We start from the raw sequence: 17723 nt of genomic DNA, 5'->3' as shown, positions 1-17723 counted from the left end.
ATCAACTATTGCATTCGACAACGAATGACCTGCCGCGTCATTCGAAGAATGCGATGCTGCGCAGCTCGATGCTTTCGCGCGGATGGGCGCCGGGCAGGCTGTCGTCCCAGAAAGCGGTGTGCGGCGTGCGCCAGCCGACGCTGCGATCACTGTCATGGAACTTGAAGAGCAGCGCCTCGTCCCGCGTCATGTTGGAGAAATACCACCAGCGATGCGCCGGATTGTGGCGGAAGATCGCCGCTGCCATCTGACCGTCATCGTCCATCGGCGCGAACATCGCATCGCCCTGCGGAATTTCGTCGACCACCCAGAGCACATTGGGCGTGCCTTCGTCATCGCCGACGCTGCGCGCGTCGCACAGCGCCAGCGGGCAATCCTGCGGCGGCGGCGAGAAAGTGCGCCAGAAGCTGGAGATGATGAAGCGGCGAAAGCCCGGCCCGCCCGGGCGGACGCGATCATAAGCGCGGCGGGCGGCGGCAAGCTGCCGGCTCGGCTCGGTATCGACATGCACTTCCCCCGCCGGGGGCTGGACGCCGCCCTGGTGCCGATAGGGCTGGTCCCTCTTCTTCTGGCGGCTGGCGACCTCGCCGGAGGTGCGGATCATCCAGCCCATGGGCACGACCAGATCGGCGCCGAAGGCCTCGCGCACATAGCCCTCCACCTCGACGGGATAGACGCGATCGATCTCCGCTATGTCCGAGAAATCGCGCACCTGCGTCGGCGCGTCGAGCAGGCGGAAGCCCTGCCGGTCAAAGGAGAAATGATCGCGAATGGCGCGCCCGTCGCGAATGGTGGCGACGAAGGGCCCGTAGCGCCCGGTATTCACTTCGACGCCCGCCGAAACGAACCGCCGGTTGATGTCCGGCCCGGGCAGCAGATAGTTCAGCGCCGCCTCGACACTGCGCACGCTCTCCTCGATGTCGATCTGCCGGACGGACATGCTCTCTCCTTCATTCTGCTTGTCGCGCGATCATAGCCAAAGGCGGATATCCTCACAAACGCCTGTTGCGGGTGTCGGCACGCGACCCGATATCGGCCGGGACCATGACAGATGAAGGGGATTTCGCATGAAGGGATATGTCGACGACATCGAGAAGGCGACCGAGGAGAACGAGGATTTCCGCCGCGTGCTCTACACCGGCCACAATCTCCAGCTCGTGGTCATGGCCATCCGGCCGGGCGAGGAGATCGGCGAGGAAGTGCATGACGATCGCGACCAGTTCTTCCGCTTCGAGGCGGGCGAAGGCGAAGTCTGGATCGACGGTGTGTGCAACAAGGTGAAGGCCGATGACGGCGTGATCGTGCCGCAGGGCGCGCGGCACAATGTCATCTGCACCGGCACGGAGCCGCTGAAACTCTACACCATCTACGGGCCGCCGGAACATCTCGACGGAACGGTCCACAAGAGCTGCGCCGACGCGCAGCAGGCCCACGAGCATTTCGACGGCCGCACGACGGAGTAAGCGCGCGGCATCGCGCGGCCGGCGGCGCATGACCGCCGGCCGCGCCGCATTTCACTGCCCGGCATTCTGACCGGATATCCGCCTCGCGGCTTGGCCGCGCGCGCCGCGCCTGCCATGAGCGGCAGGATATGAGCATGCCGCATGACGTCTCGACCAGCGAAACGCAGCGCGCGGAGGAGCGCGCGGCGCTGGCCCGGGCCCGCGCGACGGCCATCGTGCTGGCCGGCACGATGTTCATGGTGGGCATCGACAGCACAACGCTCATCACCGCCCTGCCGCGCATGGGCGCCGATTTCGGCGTGCCGGCGACGACCCTGAGCACGACGATCACCATCTACATCCTCGTTTCCGCCGCGCTGCAGCCGCTGAGCCGCTGGATCGGCGAGCGCTTCGGCTCGCGCCGCGTGTTCCTCACCGCCATCGTCGGCTTCACGCTGTCCTCGGTCGGTGCCGGCTTCTCGCCCGACCTCACCCTGTTCCTCGCGGCGCGCGTCTCGCAGGCGGCCTTCGCCTCGCTGATGATTCCCGTGGGCAACATCGTGCAGCTCACCATCACGCCCCGCCATTATCTGGTGACGGCAATGACGATCAGCTCGACGCCCGCGCTGGTGGCGCCGGTGCTGGGGCCGCCGCTGGGCGGGTTCATCACCACCTTCGTGGACTGGCGCTGGATCTTCTTCCTCAACGTGCCGACCGGCCTGCTGGCTCTCGCCGCCGCGCTGCGCTTCATTCCGCGCATTCCCGCCGCCGCGCGTACGCCGTTCGACTTGCGGGGCTTCGCGGTGACGGCGGGCTTCCTGTGCGCATTCATCGGCGCGATGGACCGGTTCGGCCAGGGCGGCAACGGCCCCCGGATCGGCGCGGCGCTGCTGGTGGCGGCCGCCGGGTTCGGCTTCCTTGCATGGCGTCATGCGCGAACCGCGCCGCACCCCATCGTGCCGCTCACCCCGCTGCGGCACCCCTGCTTCTTCGCCGCGACCATCGGCGCGGGCAATTTCGTGCGCATCCCTTTCATGGCGATGAGCTTCACCCTGCCCTTGATGCTGCAGATCGGCCTTGCCCTCACGCCTTTCCAGGCGGGCATGCTGCTGCTGGCGCAGAATGCCGGCGACCTCGCGCTCAAGACGATCGCGTCGCGCGCGCTGCGGCGGCTGGGCTTCCGCACGGCGCTCGTCAGCGGCTCGATCAGCCTCGCGGTCTCCCTGCTGGTCTGCGCCGCGCTGCCGCCGGGCATGCCGTTCTGGCTGCTCTTCGCGATCATGATCGGGGTGGGGATGGCGCGCTCCATCCTCTTCACCGCGCTGATGCCGCTGCGCTTCGCCGACATGCCGCAAAGCGAGATCGGCGGCGCCACCGTGCTCGGCAGCCTCAGCAACTCGCTGGCGCAGGCTGTCGCCATTTCCGGCGCGGCGGCGCTGCTTGGTCTCCTCGCGGGCCCGGCCGATGCGCCGAGCCTGCCCGACTTCCGGCTGGCGATCCTGATCCTTGCCGCCATGGCCGCCTGCGCGGCGCCGCTGTTCGCGAGGCTCCCCCGGGACGCGGGCGCGGAGCTGACCGGGCGGGTGCGCCGGGGCCGGCCCGCAACCGGCGACCCGGAGCGCGGGGAGACCGGCTGAGCGCCGCGCGCTTGCGCCCGGGCGCCCCGGGGCATAGACTTGTCCGCAGGAAGCCGGAGAGGGCCCCTGACCATGCAGGCGCAACCAAGCCAGGACGATCATAGCTGGAGCTCCAGCGGCCTTGCGCGCAGCGAGGCGATCCACCAGTGGCGCGACTGGGCCGCGAGCACCATCGCGCCCATCGACGTGACCGTGTTCGACACCGATCATTTCGCCGCGCAGTGGACCAGCCATGGCGTCGGCCAGCTGAGGCTCCTCCAGCTCCATGCCCCGGCGCAACGCGTCGTCCATTGCGGGACGGACGGCAGCGCGGGCCGGGCCACCCCGTCCATCCAGCTCGTCTATGCGCGGCGCGGCGCGCTCGATACCAGCATGCAGGGCAAGCGCTTCACCGTGGCGCCGGGGCAGTTCGTGCTGCTCGACAATACCCGCTTCTACCAGATGGAGATGGATACCGCGCACGAGGCGATCGACCTCATGATGCCGCAGGGCTGGCTGGAGAAATATCTGCCCGACCCCGAGGCGCTGCTCGCCCGGCCGATCTCCGCCTGCGAGGGCTGGGGTGCGCCGCTCGGCAGCCTGCTGGAGACGATGGTGGCGGGCATCGACGAGAGCCCCCTGCCCCGCCCGCTCATCGCCGAACAGGTCGGCGCGCTGCTGACGCTCGCCACCGGCTTCCACGAGCCCGCCCCGAGCCGCCATCGCGGCCAGCTCGCCCGGCAGATCCTGCGCCGCATCGAGACCGACCATGCCGACCCGGAACTCTCGCCGGACCGGATCGCCGGCGACCTCGGCATCTCCCGCCGCTACCTGCAGGCCTTGCTCGCCGGATCGGGCACCAGCTTCGTGCGCGAACTGAACGCGACCCGGCTCGACCGGGCCAGCAACCTGCTCGCCGACCCCCGGGCGGGCGGCCTCTCGCTCGGCGACATCGCTTTCCGCTGCGGTTTCCTCGATCCGGGCTATTTCGCCCGGCTCTTCCGCAAGCGCTTCGGCATGACGCCCAAGGACTGGCGCGAACGCCACCGCGCGCAATAGGGCGGCGCCGCGCCTCCCCCGGGGGCCGGGCAATCCCTGCGGAAATGAAATGCGGTCAACAAGACTGCAGCGCTGCGTTTTTGTCCTGATGCGCTTGCGCGCGAATCCTTGGGAGGCGCGACGCACATGGTTAGGTTCCTCAACGATCCCACGGCGCTGCCGGTCGATCCCCCCGCGGATTCGGCCGGCGGACGGCGCGGAAAAGACCATATGAGAGGACTGCCATGAGCGAACCGACCAAGGGCTTCCCCCTGCCCAGCTCGCTGGAAATCGTGCCGGGCACCGAGGCAGCCCAGGCCGCCTATCCCTATTACTGCCAGTTCCATGAGGGCGACGACGAGCGCTTCTGGTTCTACAACAGCATGCATTTCCCCGAGCCGATGCATCATTTCGACATGATCACGGCGGAAGCGGCCTATTGCGCGCTCGGCAGCTTCAACACCCGCGTGCATGTGCTGCCCACCACCAAGGGCATCGATCACCGCATCATCAACGGCCGGGTGTTCATCGGCGGCGTGGCCGTCACCGACCCCGCCGAAATCGAGGCGCGCGCGAAGGAATTCCAGCAGCGCGCCTTCTATTATTACGAGCACTGGGAAGACCTATATGCCCAGTGGAAGGAGAAGATGAAGGCGCTGATCGCGGACGCGCAGGCGCTCTCCAAGCCGTCACTGCCCGACCTCGAACCCATCGAGACGACGCATACCGGCAAGGGCGTGGCGGCGAACCACGACCTCATCGACACATATCGGAAGACGCTCGAGGGCTATTTCCGCATGTGGCACCATCATTTCGAGTTCCTGCTGCTCGGCTATGGCGCCTATCTGACCTTCTTCGACTTCTGCAAGAAGGCCTTCCCGGAGATCAGCGACCAGGCGATCAGCCGCATGGTGGCGGGCATGGAAGCCGAGATCTTCAAGCCCGACGAGGAAGTGAAGCGCCTCGCCCGCCGCGCGGTGGAACTGGGTGTGGACGACAGGTTCCACGACGGTATGGTGATCGACGACGTGCTCCAGGCGCTCGACCAGCTCGGCGAGAACGGCAAGGCCTGGCTGCAGGAGCTGGAGACGAGCCGCAACCCGTGGTTCAACGTGAATGTCGGGGACGGCTTCTACCATTATCACCGCTCATGGAACGACGACCTCTCCATGCCCTTCGCGGCGCTGCCGGGCTACATCGCCAAGGTGAAGGCCGGCGCCACGATCGAGCGGCCGATGGAGCGGCTGATCGAGGAGCGGCAGGCGCTCATCGCGGATTATCGCGACCTGCTGGATACTGACGAGGACCGCGCGACCTACGACCAGCTCATCACGCTCGCTCACCGCGTCTTCCCTTATGTGGAAGGCCACAAATTCTACTGCGAGCACTGGTACACCAATCTCTTCTTCAACAAGATCCGCGAGTTCGGCGCGCTGCTGCGCGACCATGGCTTCTGGGAGAAGGAAGAGGATGTCTTCAACCTCACCCATTATGAGCTGGAAAGCGCGATCATCGACCTGATGCTCGCCTGGTCCAGCGGCTCGGACCCGATCGGGCCGCGCGTCTGGCCGGCGAAGGTCGCCGAGCGCAAGGCCGCGATCAAGGCATGGGCGGGCCATGTGGTGCCGCCCGCGCTCGGCCAGGTGCCGGACGTGATCGACGACCCGGCGATCGTCATGCTCTGGGGCATCACGCGCGAGAGCCTCGACGTCTGGCTGTCCGACGGCGAAGGGGACAGCAACGAGCTCAAGGGCTTCGCGGCATCGAGCGGCGTGGTGGAGGGCACCGCGCGGGTGGTCCGGTCCGTCGAGGAGATCAACCGGCTGCAGCAGGGCGACATCCTCGTCTGCCAGGTCACCAACCCGACCTGGGCGCCGATCTTCCAGAAGATATCGGCCGCCGTCTCCGACATCGGCGGATCGATGAGCCACATGGCGATCGTGGCGCGCGAATATGGCCTGCCGGCGGTGGTCGGCACCGGCTCGGCGACCCAGAAGATCAAGGACGGGCAGCGCATCCGTGTGGATGGCGGGCGCGGCACCGTGACGATCCTGGAAGAAGAACGGGTTCTGGAGGACGCGTGATGCCAAAGCCCGGCCTTTCCACTCCCGCCCGAGAGGCGCGCGCATGACGGCCGCCGTCTCCTGGTTTCCCGACCTGCGCCTCACCGATCGGCCCACCGTGGGCGGCAAGGGCGCCAGCCTTGGCGAGCTGACCCATGCGGGCATCGACGTGCCGCCCGGCTTCGTGGTGACGACGCAGGCCTTCGAGCTGTTCCTCGATGCGCTCGAGCGATCCTCCCCGGTCCGCGCGCTGGTGGAAAGGCTCGACCCGAACGATCTCGACACGGTGTCGCGGATCTCGCGCAGTCTGCGCGTCCGGGTGGAGAACGAGCCGCTGCCCGCCACGGTGGAAACCGCAATCCTCGACGCGCATGCCACGCTGGCGAAGGACAATCCCGCGCTCACCGTCGCCGTGCGATCCTCGGCGACCACCGAGGACGCGGAAGATGCGAGCTTCGCCGGCCTGCAGGACACGTTCCTGTGGGTGCCCGACGCGCAGGACGCCATCCACCGCGTGCGCGAATGCTGGGGCAGCCTCTATTCGGTGGAATCGATCTGCTATCGCCGCAAGCACGGCCTGCCCGAGGACGGCGTGGCGATGGCGGTGGTTGTGCAGACCATGGTCGACGCGCGGACGGCGGGCGTGATGTTCACGCGCTCGCCCACCACCGGCGACAAGTCGGTCATCACCATCGAGGGCGCCTGGGGCCTCGGCAGTGCGGTCGTCTCCGGCGAAGTGACGCCCGATCGCTGGGTGATGGGCAAGATCACCGGCGAGATCAGCGTGCGCGACATCTCGGACAAGCATATCCGGCAAGTGCCAGCCGCGGGCGGCGGCATTGTCGACGAGGAGGTGCCGGCAGAGCTGCGCAAGACGCCCTGCCTCTCCGACGAGGAGCTTCAGGCCCTGCGCGGCGTCGGCCGCCGGATCGAGAAAAATTATGGCCGCGCGCAGGACATCGAGTGGGCCATCGACAAGAGCGGCGCGCTGCTGCTGCTGCAGAGCCGGCCGGAAACGGTCTGGTCGGCCAAGGAACAGAAGCCGGTGGCGCCGGTGATCGACGACCCGCTCAAGCATGTCATGACGATTTTCGGGGGACGCAGATAAGATGAGCCTCACGGCAAAGGATGTCGAGGAGATCATGAAGCTCCTCGAAGGCTCGACGTTCGACCGGCTGAGCCTCGAAATGGACGGCATCAGGCTGGAGCTGGAGCGCGGCGGCGCGGGTGCGGCCCGACCGGCGCGCGCAACCGGCACGGCGCCCGCATCGCCCCCGGCCAGCGCATCGGCTCCGCCCCCCGCCCCGGCGGCGCCCCCGCCCGCTGCCGCTCGCCCGGAGCGCGAGGCGGGACTGGTGGAAATCAACGCGCCGCTGCTCGGCATCTTCTACCACGCGCCCAAGCCCGGCGAAGCGCCCTTCGTGGATGTCGGCAGCCGCGTCGACACGGAGACGGTGATCGGCATCATCGAGGTGATGAAGCTCATGAACTCCGTCTCCGCCGGGGTCAGCGGCGAAGTCGTCGAGATCATCGGCCGCAATGGCGAGCTGGTGGAGCATGGCGAAGTGCTGATGCTCGTGCGGCCCGATGCCTGAGGCGGAGATGCCTGTTCCTGATGGTAATCCGTTACTCCCGCGCAGGCGGGAATCCAGCTACGGTCATAAGATCATCTCCTGCCACGGCGACTGGATCCCCGCGTTCGCGGGGATGACGGCGAACGGAGTGGGAGCCGGCTCATTCCAGAACCTCTCATGACCATCCGCCGCATCCTCATCGCCAATCGCGGCGAGATCGCGGTGCGCATCATCCGCACGGCCCACGCGCTGGGGCTGGAGACGGTTCTCGCCGTCTCCGAGGCGGACCGCGACTCGCTCGGCGCGCGGATGGCGACGCGCGCGCTGTGCATCGGCCCGGCGCGCCCCGGCGAGAGCTATCTGCGCGTCGAGACCATCGTGCAGGCCGCGCTCGGATCGGGCTGCGACGCGATCCATCCCGGCTATGGCTTCCTCTCCGAGCGGGCAGCGCTCGCCAGCCTGTGCGAAGCGGAAGGGGTGATCTTCATCGGCCCCACCGCCGCGCAGATCGAAGCGGTGGGCGACAAGCTGCGAGCCCGCGCCGAGGCCATCGCCGCCGATGTGCCGGTGGTGCCCGGCGGCCCGGTGGACAGCCTCGCCGAAGCGCAGGCGCTGGCGGCCGGGATCGGCGCGCCGCTGCTCATCAAGGCAGTGGGCGGCGGCGGCGGGCGCGGCATGAAGCTGGTCGAGGACCTGGACGATCTCGCCGCGACCATGGACATGGCATCGGCCGAGGCCGGCGCCGCCTTCGGCGATGCGCGCGTCTATCTGGAACGCTATGTCTCCCAAGGCCGCCATGTCGAGGTGCAGGTGCTGGGCGACGGCGCGGGCAAAGTGATCCATCTGGGCGAGCGCGATTGTTCGGTGCAGCGGCGCTACCAGAAGCTGGTGGAGGAAACGCCAGCGCCTCGCCTGCCGGACGCGGCGCGCGCCGCCATGCACGAGGCAGCGGTGCGCTTCGCCGCGCGGCTCGACTATCGGGGCGCAGGCACGGTCGAGTTCCTCTACGACATGGCGCGCGAGCAATTCTACTTCCTCGAGATGAATGCCCGCATCCAGGTGGAGCATCCGGTCACCGAGATGGTGACGGGCGTGGACCTGATTGCCGAGCAGATCGCCATCGCCGACGGGCAGGGCCTGCGCCTCGCACAGAGCGACATCGCCATCGACGGCGCCGCCATCGAATGCCGCATCAATGCCGAGGACCCGGCCCGCGACTTCATGCCCAGCCCCGGCACGGTGCGCCGCGCGCACTGGCCCACGGGCAAAGGCATCCGCGTCGACACCCATATCGTGGACGGCGCGAAGATCCCGCCTTTCTATGATTCGATGATCGCCAAAATCATCGCCCACGGGCCGGACCGCGCCACCGCGCTCGCGCGGCTGCAGGCGGCGCTGCGTGAAACCCGCATCGAAGGCGTCTCGACGAACCTCGACTTTCAGGCAGAGATATTGGCCGACCCCGATTTCGCGGCGGGCGGCGTCGACACCGGCTTCCTCGCTCGCCGAGCCGCCCGGCAGGCGGAACGCACAGAGACCTGAACCATGGCAGACATCAAGCTCGTCGAAACGTCGCTGCGCGACGGCAACCAGTGTTTGTGGGGCGCGCTCGGCGTGGACACCGCCCGCACCCTTTCCATCGCGCCGGTGCTGGAACGCGTCGGCTTCAAGGCGATCGACTTCACCACCTCCACGCATATGGGCGTGGCGGTGCGATACAAGCAGGAGGACCCGTGGGAGCGCATCCGGCTGATGAAGCAGGCCTGCCCCACCACGCCGCTGCAGTTCCTCTCCACCGGCTTCCGCTTCATCGCCTGGGAGACGGCGAGCCCGGACTTCATGGCGCTGGCCTTCGCCACGCTCATGAAGAACGGCATCGGCCGCTTCGCGCTCGCCGATCCGATGAACGATGCCGAGGCCAATGTGCAGGTGGCGCGGATGATCAAGCGCGACGGCGATGCCTATGTGGTCGGCGCGCTGGTCTTCACGCTGAGCCCCATTCATGACGATGCCCATTATGCGCAGGCCGCCGCGACGATGGCAGCCAGCCCGGATATCGACGCACTCTACATCAAGGACCCGGGCGGGCTGCTCTCGCCCCAGCGCGCGCGCACGCTCATCCCCGCCATCCTCGCCGTGATCGGCGACAAGCCGCTGGAGCTCCACGCCCATTGCACCATCGGCCTGGGCGAGCAGAGCTATTATGAGGCCGCAGGGCTCGGCGTGGAGGCACTGCAGGGCGCGTCCGGCGGGCTGGGCGACGGCACCTCCAATCCGCCGCTCGAGCGCGTGGTCGCCAATCTGCGCGCGCTGGGCCACAGCGTCGACATCGACGACGCGGCGCTGGCGCAGGCCGGGCGCTACTTCACCGATCTCGCGCAGGCCGAGGGGCTCCCAATTGGCGCGCCCATGCCCTTCGACGCGGCCTATCTCCAGCACCAGCTGCCCGGCGGCATGGTCGGCACCATGCGGCGGCACCTGGCCGACCATCGCGTGCCGCATCTGGAAGGCGCCGTGGTGGAGGAACTGGGCCGCGTGCGCGAGGAACTGGGCTGGCCGATCGTGATGACGCCCTTCGCCCAGATGGTGATGACGCAGGCCGTGATGAACGTGACCGGGGCGGAGCGCTACAGCGTCATCCCGGACGAAGTGATCCGCTATGCCATCGGCAGGTTCGGCCGCCCCAACCAGCCCATCGCGCCCAATGTGCTCGACCGGATCATGGCCCTGCCGCGCACCAAGGAACTCGCCGCCGAGCCCGGCATGGCCGACCTGCCGGACCTGCGCAAGCGCATCGGCACCCATCTGCCGGACGAGGAATTCCTGCTGCGCGCGACCATGCCCGCCGGGCAGGTGGACGCGATGCAGGCCGCCGGCCCCGCGCCGCGCCATTACGACCCGACGCTGCGCCCGGCCATGGCGCTGATCCGCAAGCTGCTGGCCCGGACGAACATCGAGCGGGTGAGCGTGGAGAAGGCCGGCTTCCGGCTGGAACTGGAAAGCCATGGCTGACCGCCATTCGACCCCTGGAGCGCGTTGCCTCCCCAGAAAACGTCATGCTGAACTTGTTTCAGCATCCATTTCGCGTCCGAGACCGGAACTTGAAGGCACGATGGATGCTGAAACAAGTTCAGCATGACGAAAATATTGGCAGGAAGAATGCCTGTTCAATCGAAGAAATGAATATCGATCAGCCTTAAAGCCCTCCCTTGCTCGGGAGAGGCCGGCTGTTGCCCGAAAAGGACCATCGCGATGACCGCCCCTTTCACCGAAACGCTGCGACCCGCCCAGGGCATCATGTTCGACCTCGACGGCACGCTCATCCTGAGCGACCGCAATCTGGGCGGCTACAAGCTGCTGCCCGGCGCGGTGGAACTGCTGAGCGAGCTGGAGGCCAGCGGCTTCCCCTTCCTCGCGCTCACCAACGGCAGCGCCTATCCCGCCGCCCAACAGGGGCCGCGCCTGCGCGCGCTGGGTCTGCCGATCCCCGATTCGCACCTGTTCACGCCGAACAGCGTGGCGGGCCATATGTTCCGCGAGCGGGGCTTCGGGCGCGTGCTCGTGCTCGGCACGCAGGGCGTGGTCGATGCGCTAACCGGCGAGGGCATCGCCACCGTGCGCCCGGGCGAGGACGGCGCGACCAGCGCCGACGCCGTCTATGTCGCCTGGCATCCCGACTGCGCGATGCCGGACATCCATGCCGCCTGCGAGGCCGTGCTCGCCGGGGCGGCCCTGTTCTCCGCATCCGACGTGCCCTTCTTCGCGTCCCAGAGCGGGCGGGCCTTCGGCTATAGCTGCGCGATCGGCGGGGCCATTGCCCGGGTGACCGGCAAGGAGCCGGAACTCACCGGCAAGCCCTCGCTCCACGCGATGAACTTCGTCGCCGCAAGGCTCGGCGTGCCGATGGAAAGCATCGCGGTGATCGGCGATGATCCCAAGGTCGAGACGGAGATGGCCCGCGCGGGCGGCGCCATGGGCATCGGCGTGACCACCGGGACGACCAGCGCGCAGGAATGGGCCGCCCAGCCGCCCGAACGCCGGCCGCACCGCGTCATCGACGGGCTCGGCGAACTGCGGGCGCTCGGCCTGCTGGGCTGAGGCGGACGCGCGGGCGGACGGCCCGCGCGCATTCCCGCTGGCATAAGCCCGCGACTTGAGGGACCATGGCGCTCGCAAGAAACGGGAGAGGCATGGCCATGGTCTTCGACGATCCAGCCGTCCGCGCGGTCTTCGCGGACTATGAAGCACGCATCGCCGCCGAACGGGCGCCCGGCAACGGCGCGCGCACACGCGACGACATGCTGCTGCCGGTCGGCCCGGAAGCGGCCGCGCTGCTCCACGCGCTGGTGCTGGGACGCAGGCCTGCGCGCATCCTGGAGCTCGGCACCAGCTACGGCTATTCGACGCTTTTCCTCGCCGATGCCGCGCGCCGGACGGGCGCGCGCGTCATCTCCATGGATCTCGCCGCCTACAAGCAGGACCATGCCCGGGAGCAGCTGGAACGCGCCGGGCTTGCGGCCTTCGTGGATTTCCGCGCGGGGGATGCGGTGGCGCTGATCGAGGCCGATCCGGGGCCGTTCGATTTCGTGCTGCTCGACATCTGGAAGGATGCCTACCGGCCCTGCTTCGAGGCCTTCTACCCCAAGCTCGCCGAGGAAGCGCTGATCGCGGCGGACAACATGATCGAGCCGGCCTCCGCCCGCGCCTCCGTGCGGGACTATCGCGCGGCGGTGCGCGCCCGGAGCGACCTCCAGACCATGTTGCTCCCCATCGGCCAGGGCATCGAACTCAGCGTCCGGTGGAGCCCGGGCAATCCCCGGCTCTGAAGAGCGGCGGGGATTGCCCGAGCGGTGGGAGCTCAGGAGAAATAGAGGCGCAGCGCCGTGCGGGAGATTTCCGCCCGCATCAGCGGATCGGGCACCCAGTCGCGGAAACTCGCAAGCACCCGGCCGTAGGTCACGCGCCGCTCATAGCCCACGAACGGCGCATCGCTGCCCCAGAGCAGCCGGTCCGGGCCCACGCGGCCAAGCAGCGACCCGGCGACGAGCTGCGCGATCGAATCGATGTCGCCGTCCGGATCGGTGCGCCAGGCATCGGTGCCCGGCAAGCGGAACCCGCCCGACATCTTGACCCATGTATGGCCGCGATCGACCGCTTCCAGCATCGCGCGCTGCCCGTCGCAGCCCAGCGGATCGGCCGGATCGGGATGGCCGAAATGATCGACCACGATATTGACCCCCGTCTCAAGCAACGGTTCCAGCACGGCGCGCAGGCAGGGGCCTTCGATGGCGACATGGACATGCCAGCCAAGATCGCGCACGCGGCGGAACAGCATGCGATAGGCGTCGCCGCGCAGGTCCGGCAGTTGCTCCTGCCGCGCGAGCTGGAGGCGGATGCCCACGATGCCGTCGGCGTTCATCCTCTCCAGCGCGTAGAGATCCGTCTCCGGCGGGACGATGGCCGTGCCGCGCAGCCGCCGGTGCCGCCGCAGGGCGCGGATCATGTAATCATTGTAGAAGCCGGAAATGCTGAGGCCGGAGATGACGGCGAAATGCACGCCATGCGCGTCCATCAGCGCGAGCAGGTCCTCGGCGGTGAAGCCATAGTCGATCTGCGTCCATGCCTCGCTGCTGAGCGGCATGTCCTGCAGGAAGATATGGGCATGGCTATCGACGAAGGGCGCGTCCGATCCGCCATTGTCCGTGATTCCGCGCTCGCCCATCCTGCCTCCCTTGACTCTGCCCATGTCTGGACGAAGCCGGGGACCGCCACTTGCACAGACTGGCAGGATCGCTTGACAGCGCCGGCCTTCGACACGGGTCCGCCGACCCTTGCCGCCCGGCCGGGCGCTGTCAGTCGCCCAGCGCCTGCACGACCAGCGGCGCCACGCGGCCGGTCACGGCGGTCACGCCTTGCGCATTGGGGTGAATGCCGTCCGCCAGCATCAGGGCCCGATCGCCGATCACGCCATCGAGGAAGAAGGGATAGAGCGGCACGTCGAACGCGCGCGCGAGATCCGGATAGATGGCGTTGAAACGCGCGGCATAGTCGCTGCCCATGTTGGGCGCGGCCAGCATGCCGGTCAGCATGGCGGGAATGCCCCGCGCCTTCAGGTCCGTGAGGATCGCTTCCAGATTGGCGCGCGTCTGCGCCGGATCGAGCCCGCGCAGCATGTCGTTCCCGCCGAGCCCGACGACCACGAGATCCGGCTTGCGCGGCAATCCGTCCAGCACGAAGGCGAGCCGCCCGCGCCCGCCCGCGCTCGTATCGCCCGAGACGCCGGCATTGACCACGCGCGCAGCGATGCCCCGCGCGGCAAGATTACGCTCCAGCGCCGGCGCGAAGCCTTCCTCCCGCTCGAGCTGATAGCCCGCATAGAGGCTGTCGCCGAACACGACGACCAGCCTGGCATCCTCCACCGGCGCGCCCGCCGGCGCCGCGACGTTACCCGTGGCCGCGGCGGCATTGGTGACCGGCGCGTCCTCGGACGATGGCTGGGAAGGCGAACAGCCCACTGCCAAGTGGACAAGCAGAAAAGATACCCCATATTGTCGAAACTTAAAGGTCAAGGAGACCGTCCTTTCCATGCATGCCACCGCCGCGCCCACCACTATCGCGATCCGCGCGCGCGATGTCACCCTTTCCCTTGGCGCCACCGAAATCCTGAAAGGCATAGACCTCGACATCGTGAACGGGGAAAGCCTCGCCATCCTCGGCGCATCGGGATCGGGCAAGTCATCGCTGATGGCCGTGCTCTCCGGCCTTGAGCGCGCCAGCGGCGGCACGGTGAGCGTGGCCGGCACCGATTTCGGCGCGCTCGACGAGGACGCGCTTGCCCGCGCCCGGCGCGGCCGCATCGGCATCGTGCTGCAATCCTTCCACCTCCTGCCGACGATGACGGCGCTGGAGAATGTCGCGGTGCCGCTGGAACTGGCGGGGCATGACGACGCCTTCGGCCGGGCGGGCGAGGAACTGCACGCCGTGGGGCTCGGGCACCGGCTCGACCATTATCCCGCCCAGCTTTCCGGCGGCGAGCAGCAGCGCGTCGCCATCGCCCGCGCCATGGCGCCCGGGCCCGCCATCCTCTTCGCGGACGAGCCGACCGGCAATCTTGATGCCGCCACCGGCGCCGCTGTGGTCGAGCTGCTGTTCGGCCGCCAGCAGGCGACGGGCGCGACATTGCTCATCATCACCCATGATCCGGGGCTCGCGGCGCGCTGCGACCGCATTCTGGAAATGCGCGACGGGCGCGTGATCGCCGAGCGGCGCGCGTGACCGCGCTGCCCTGGCGCACTGCCTGGCGCATGGCGCGCCGGGACCTGAGCGGCGGCTTTCGCGGCCTGCGCCTCCTGTTCATCTGCCTGTTCCTCGGCGTGGCGACGCTGGCGGCGATCGGCAGCCTGACCGCCGCGATCACCGGCGAGATCGCCGAGCGCGGGCAAAGCATCCTGGGCGGCGACATCGAAGTCGAGATGAGCCAGCGCGAACTGGGCGAGACGGACAAGGCCGCCCTGCGCGCGCTCGGCACGCTGAGCGAGACCATCCGCATGCGCGCCATGGCCCGGCGCCTCGGCCCCGCCGCGCCCGGCGCGCCGGAGAGCGTGCTGACCGAGCTCAAGGGCGTGGATGGGCGCTATCCGCTCTATGGCACATTGACGCTGGCGGCCGGACGCTATGCGCCGCTGCCGGCGGACCGCATCCTCATCGGCCCCGCGCTTGCCGAGCGGCTGCTGATCCGCACCGGGGACAGCCTGCGCTATGGCGATGCCGATTTCACTGTCGCCGGGATCATCGCGGACGAGCCGGATCGGGTGGGCGAAGGCTTCACGCTCGGGCCGGTCGCCATCGTGTCGATGGAGGGATTGCGGCGCACCGGGCTCATCCAGCCGGGCAGTCTCTTCCAGAGCAAATATCGCATCCGCCTGCCCGACGGGGCGGATGCCGCCGCGCTGCGCAAGGTGCTGGAACAGCGCTACGCCTCCGAAGGCTGGGAATATAAGGACCGCGACCGCGCCGCGCCGGGCACCAACCGCTTCATCGATCGCATGGGCCAGTTCCTTTCGCTGATCGGCCTTACCGCGCTCATCATCGCCGGCATCGGCGTCAGCAACGGCGTGGCGTCCTATCTCGCGCTGCGGCGCGGCAGCCTCGCGACGCTCAAGGTGCTGGGCGCCACCTCGGCGGATATCGAGCGCATCTATCTGCTCCAGATCGGCGCCGTCGCGACGGTGGCGATCCTGCTGGGGCTGGGCGTCGGCGCGCTGGTGCCGCCGCTGGTCGTGGCGCTGGCGGGCGATGTGCTGCCCGTGCAGCCGGGCTTCCGGCTTCATCCGCTGCCGCTGGTCACCAGCGCGGCCTATGGCATGCTCGTCGCGCTGATCTTCACCCTGCCGCCGCTTGCCCGCGCGCGCACCGAGCCGGTCGCCGCGATCCTGCGCGCACTGGTCGATCCGCCCCGCACGCGGGACAGGCGGACCCTGCTGCTGGTCGGCGGCGCGCTGGCGGCACTGGTCGCCATCGCGCTCGGCACCGCGCGCGAGCCGCTCTTTTCCGCGGCCGTGCTGGGGGCAACGGCGGCCGTGCTCCTGCTGCTCCTGCTGCTCGGCCAGGCCATCAGCCGGATCGCCCGGCGCCTGCGCCGCCCGCGCAGGCCGCTGCTGCGGCTGGCCGTCGCCAATCTTTATCGTCCGGGCGCGCAGACATCGGCGCTGGTCGTCGCGCTCGGCCTCGCGCTCACCCTGTTCGTCACGCTCGCCGGCATCCAGACCAGCCTCGACGCGGAAATCGAGCGCACCGTGCCGCGCAAGGCGCCCAATCTCTTCGTGCTCGACCTGCCCTCGACCGGCGAGGCCGATTTCCGCAGGATCGTCGCCGAACGGGCGCCCGACGCCACGCTCAATGTCGTTCCCTCGCTGCGCGGGACCGTGGTGGCTTATGGCGGCCAGCGCGTCGCGGATCTCGAGACCCGGCCGGACGGTGCCTGGATCCTGCGCGGCGAGCGCGGCGTGACGTACAGCGCCACCCTGCCGGAAGGCAGCGAACTGGTTGAAGGCCAATGGTGGCCCGCCGATTATGCCGGGCCGCCGCTGCTTTCGCTCGACGAGGAGCAGGCGCGCGCGCTCGGCGTGGGCATCGGCGACACCATGATCGTGAGTGTGCTCGGCCGCGAGATCGAGGCGCGCATCGCGTCGCTGCGGCGCATCAACTGGGACACGATGGGGTTCAATTACGTCCTCGTCTTCTCGCCCAGCGGCCTCGCATCCGCGCCGCACAGTCTCACCGCGACGATCACCATGCCGCCCGGGCGGGAGAACGCGATGACGCAGGCGCTTCTGGGCGCCTTTCCCGGCGTCTCCGTGATCGCGGTGGGCGAGATGATCGAACAGATCAGCGGCATCCTCGACCAGATGGCGAGCGCCATCCTGACGGCGGCGTCGATCACCATCCTCGCCGGGATCGCGGTGCTGGTGGGCGCCATCGCCGCCTCGCGCCAGAGCCGCAGCTATGACAGCGTGATCCTCAAGATGCTGGGCGCCACGCGCGGGCAGGTGCTGGGGGCGCAGGCGCTCGAATATGGCCTGCTCGCGGCGATGCTGGCCGGCGTCTCGCTGCTGCTCGGCATGGGCGCGGCCTGGTTCGTGATCGTGCAGGTCTTCGAATTCGGCTGGGCGCCGGACTGGGGCGTGGTGCTGCTGACGCTGGGCGGCGGAGCCCTGCTCACGCTGGGCATCGGCCTCGCCGGCTCGGTGCCGCTCATGTCGGTCCGGCCGGCGAGCGCGCTGAGGCAGCTATAGGGGTCCAGTTGCGGATACAAGTTCACTGGCTTTAAGGGAGCCGGAAGCGCGCTTTTTCAGTCCTTTTCGTTCGTCGTCCCGGACTCGATCCGGGATCCCGCTTCCTTGACGTTCGCCGGGTCCAGCCGGTTCGAGAAGGAGAAAGAAGCGGGATCCCGGAGCAAGTCCGGGAGGACGTCGTGAATGACGAGATATG

15 protein-coding genes are annotated in these 17723 nt (G+C 68.7%); 12 read left to right on the top strand and 3 right to left on the bottom strand.

All coding sequences use genetic code 11. The annotated features are described in order from the left end of the window. Nucleotides 1-37 precede the first annotated feature (37 nt). Nucleotides 38-940: a CmcJ/NvfI family oxidoreductase gene (locus HNP60_RS03075; protein WP_184150080.1), complete on the bottom strand. Its 903-nt coding sequence runs from the start codon at nucleotides 938-940 to the stop codon at nucleotides 38-40. A 127-nt stretch (nucleotides 941-1067) separates the two neighbouring features. Here HNP60_RS03075 and HNP60_RS03070 point away from each other — a divergent pair, with 127 nt between their 5' ends. The 10 genes from HNP60_RS03070 (at nucleotide 1068) to HNP60_RS03025 (ending at nucleotide 12559) form a co-directional block, all read left to right on the top strand. Next, a complete protein-coding gene (locus HNP60_RS03070) occupies nucleotides 1068-1463 on the top strand; it encodes a cupin domain-containing protein (RefSeq protein ID WP_184150077.1) in 396 nt (131 codons plus the stop codon). A gap of 128 nt (nucleotides 1464-1591) precedes the next feature. Further along, nucleotides 1592-3079 (top strand): MFS transporter, encoded by a 1488-nt coding sequence (locus tag HNP60_RS03065; protein ID WP_184150075.1) that lies wholly within the window; start codon nucleotides 1592-1594, stop codon nucleotides 3077-3079. Nucleotides 3080-3151: 72 nt separating this feature from the next. Beyond that, a complete protein-coding gene (locus HNP60_RS03060; RefSeq protein ID WP_184150072.1) occupies nucleotides 3152-4117 on the top strand; it encodes a helix-turn-helix domain-containing protein in 966 nt (321 codons plus the stop codon). Nucleotides 4118-4341: 224 nt separating this feature from the next. After that, entirely contained in the window at nucleotides 4342-6180 is a 1839-nt protein-coding gene (locus HNP60_RS03055) for a PEP-utilizing enzyme (protein WP_184150070.1), read from the top strand. 43 nt (nucleotides 6181-6223) lie between these two features. Continuing rightward, on the top strand, nucleotides 6224-7267 hold the full coding sequence (locus tag HNP60_RS03050) for a PEP/pyruvate-binding domain-containing protein (RefSeq protein ID WP_184150067.1): 1044 nt from the start codon (nucleotides 6224-6226) through the stop codon (nucleotides 7265-7267). Between the two features lies 1 nt (nucleotide 7268). Continuing rightward, nucleotides 7269-7754: an acetyl-CoA carboxylase biotin carboxyl carrier protein gene (gene accB, locus HNP60_RS03045; RefSeq protein ID WP_184150064.1), complete on the top strand. Its 486-nt coding sequence runs from the start codon at nucleotides 7269-7271 to the stop codon at nucleotides 7752-7754. 156 nt (nucleotides 7755-7910) lie between these two features. Beyond that, nucleotides 7911-9275: an acetyl-CoA carboxylase biotin carboxylase subunit gene (locus HNP60_RS03040; protein WP_184150061.1), complete on the top strand. Its 1365-nt coding sequence runs from the start codon at nucleotides 7911-7913 to the stop codon at nucleotides 9273-9275. A 3-nt stretch (nucleotides 9276-9278) separates the two neighbouring features. Beyond that, entirely contained in the window at nucleotides 9279-10745 is a 1467-nt protein-coding gene (locus HNP60_RS03035) for a biotin carboxyl carrier protein (protein WP_184150058.1), read from the top strand. A gap of 240 nt (nucleotides 10746-10985) precedes the next feature. Next, nucleotides 10986-11831 carry an HAD-IIA family hydrolase gene (locus HNP60_RS03030; protein ID WP_184150056.1) on the top strand — a complete coding sequence of 282 codons (846 nt, stop codon included), beginning with the start codon at nucleotides 10986-10988 and terminating at the stop codon, nucleotides 11829-11831. A gap of 92 nt (nucleotides 11832-11923) precedes the next feature. Next, nucleotides 11924-12559: an O-methyltransferase gene (locus HNP60_RS03025; protein ID WP_260394620.1), complete on the top strand. Its 636-nt coding sequence runs from the start codon at nucleotides 11924-11926 to the stop codon at nucleotides 12557-12559. A gap of 32 nt (nucleotides 12560-12591) precedes the next feature. Here HNP60_RS03025 and HNP60_RS03020 read toward each other — a convergent pair whose 3' ends face one another. Together HNP60_RS03020 and HNP60_RS03015 are read right to left on the bottom strand one after the other, a co-directional pair. Continuing rightward, nucleotides 12592-13455: an amidohydrolase family protein gene (locus HNP60_RS03020; protein WP_184150053.1), complete on the bottom strand. Its 864-nt coding sequence runs from the start codon at nucleotides 13453-13455 to the stop codon at nucleotides 12592-12594. A 130-nt stretch (nucleotides 13456-13585) separates the two neighbouring features. Then, nucleotides 13586-14320 (bottom strand): arylesterase, encoded by a 735-nt coding sequence (locus HNP60_RS03015; protein ID WP_184150050.1) that lies wholly within the window; start codon nucleotides 14318-14320, stop codon nucleotides 13586-13588. On the opposite strand from HNP60_RS03015, the gene HNP60_RS03010 reads away from it, so the two are divergent. Further along, the gene (locus HNP60_RS03010) at nucleotides 14319-15008 is read left to right on the top strand and encodes an ABC transporter ATP-binding protein (protein WP_014074971.1); all 690 of its coding nucleotides are present in this window, start codon (nucleotides 14319-14321) and stop codon (nucleotides 15006-15008) included. The two genes, HNP60_RS03015 and HNP60_RS03010, sit on opposite strands and share 2 nt — an antisense overlap. Continuing rightward, nucleotides 15005-17527, top strand: a complete 2523-nt coding sequence (locus HNP60_RS03005; protein WP_184150048.1) for an FtsX-like permease family protein — start codon at nucleotides 15005-15007, stop codon at nucleotides 17525-17527. The genes HNP60_RS03010 and HNP60_RS03005 overlap by 4 nt, the downstream gene beginning before the upstream one ends. Nucleotides 17528-17723 lie beyond the last annotated feature (196 nt).

The organism is Sphingobium lignivorans, assembly GCF_014203955.1.
In the GTDB taxonomy this organism is placed as follows: Bacteria; Pseudomonadota; Alphaproteobacteria; order Sphingomonadales; family Sphingomonadaceae; genus Sphingobium; species Sphingobium lignivorans.
The sequence above is the reverse complement of the archived record's forward strand: the minus strand, read 5'-3'. Positions and strand labels throughout refer to the sequence as shown.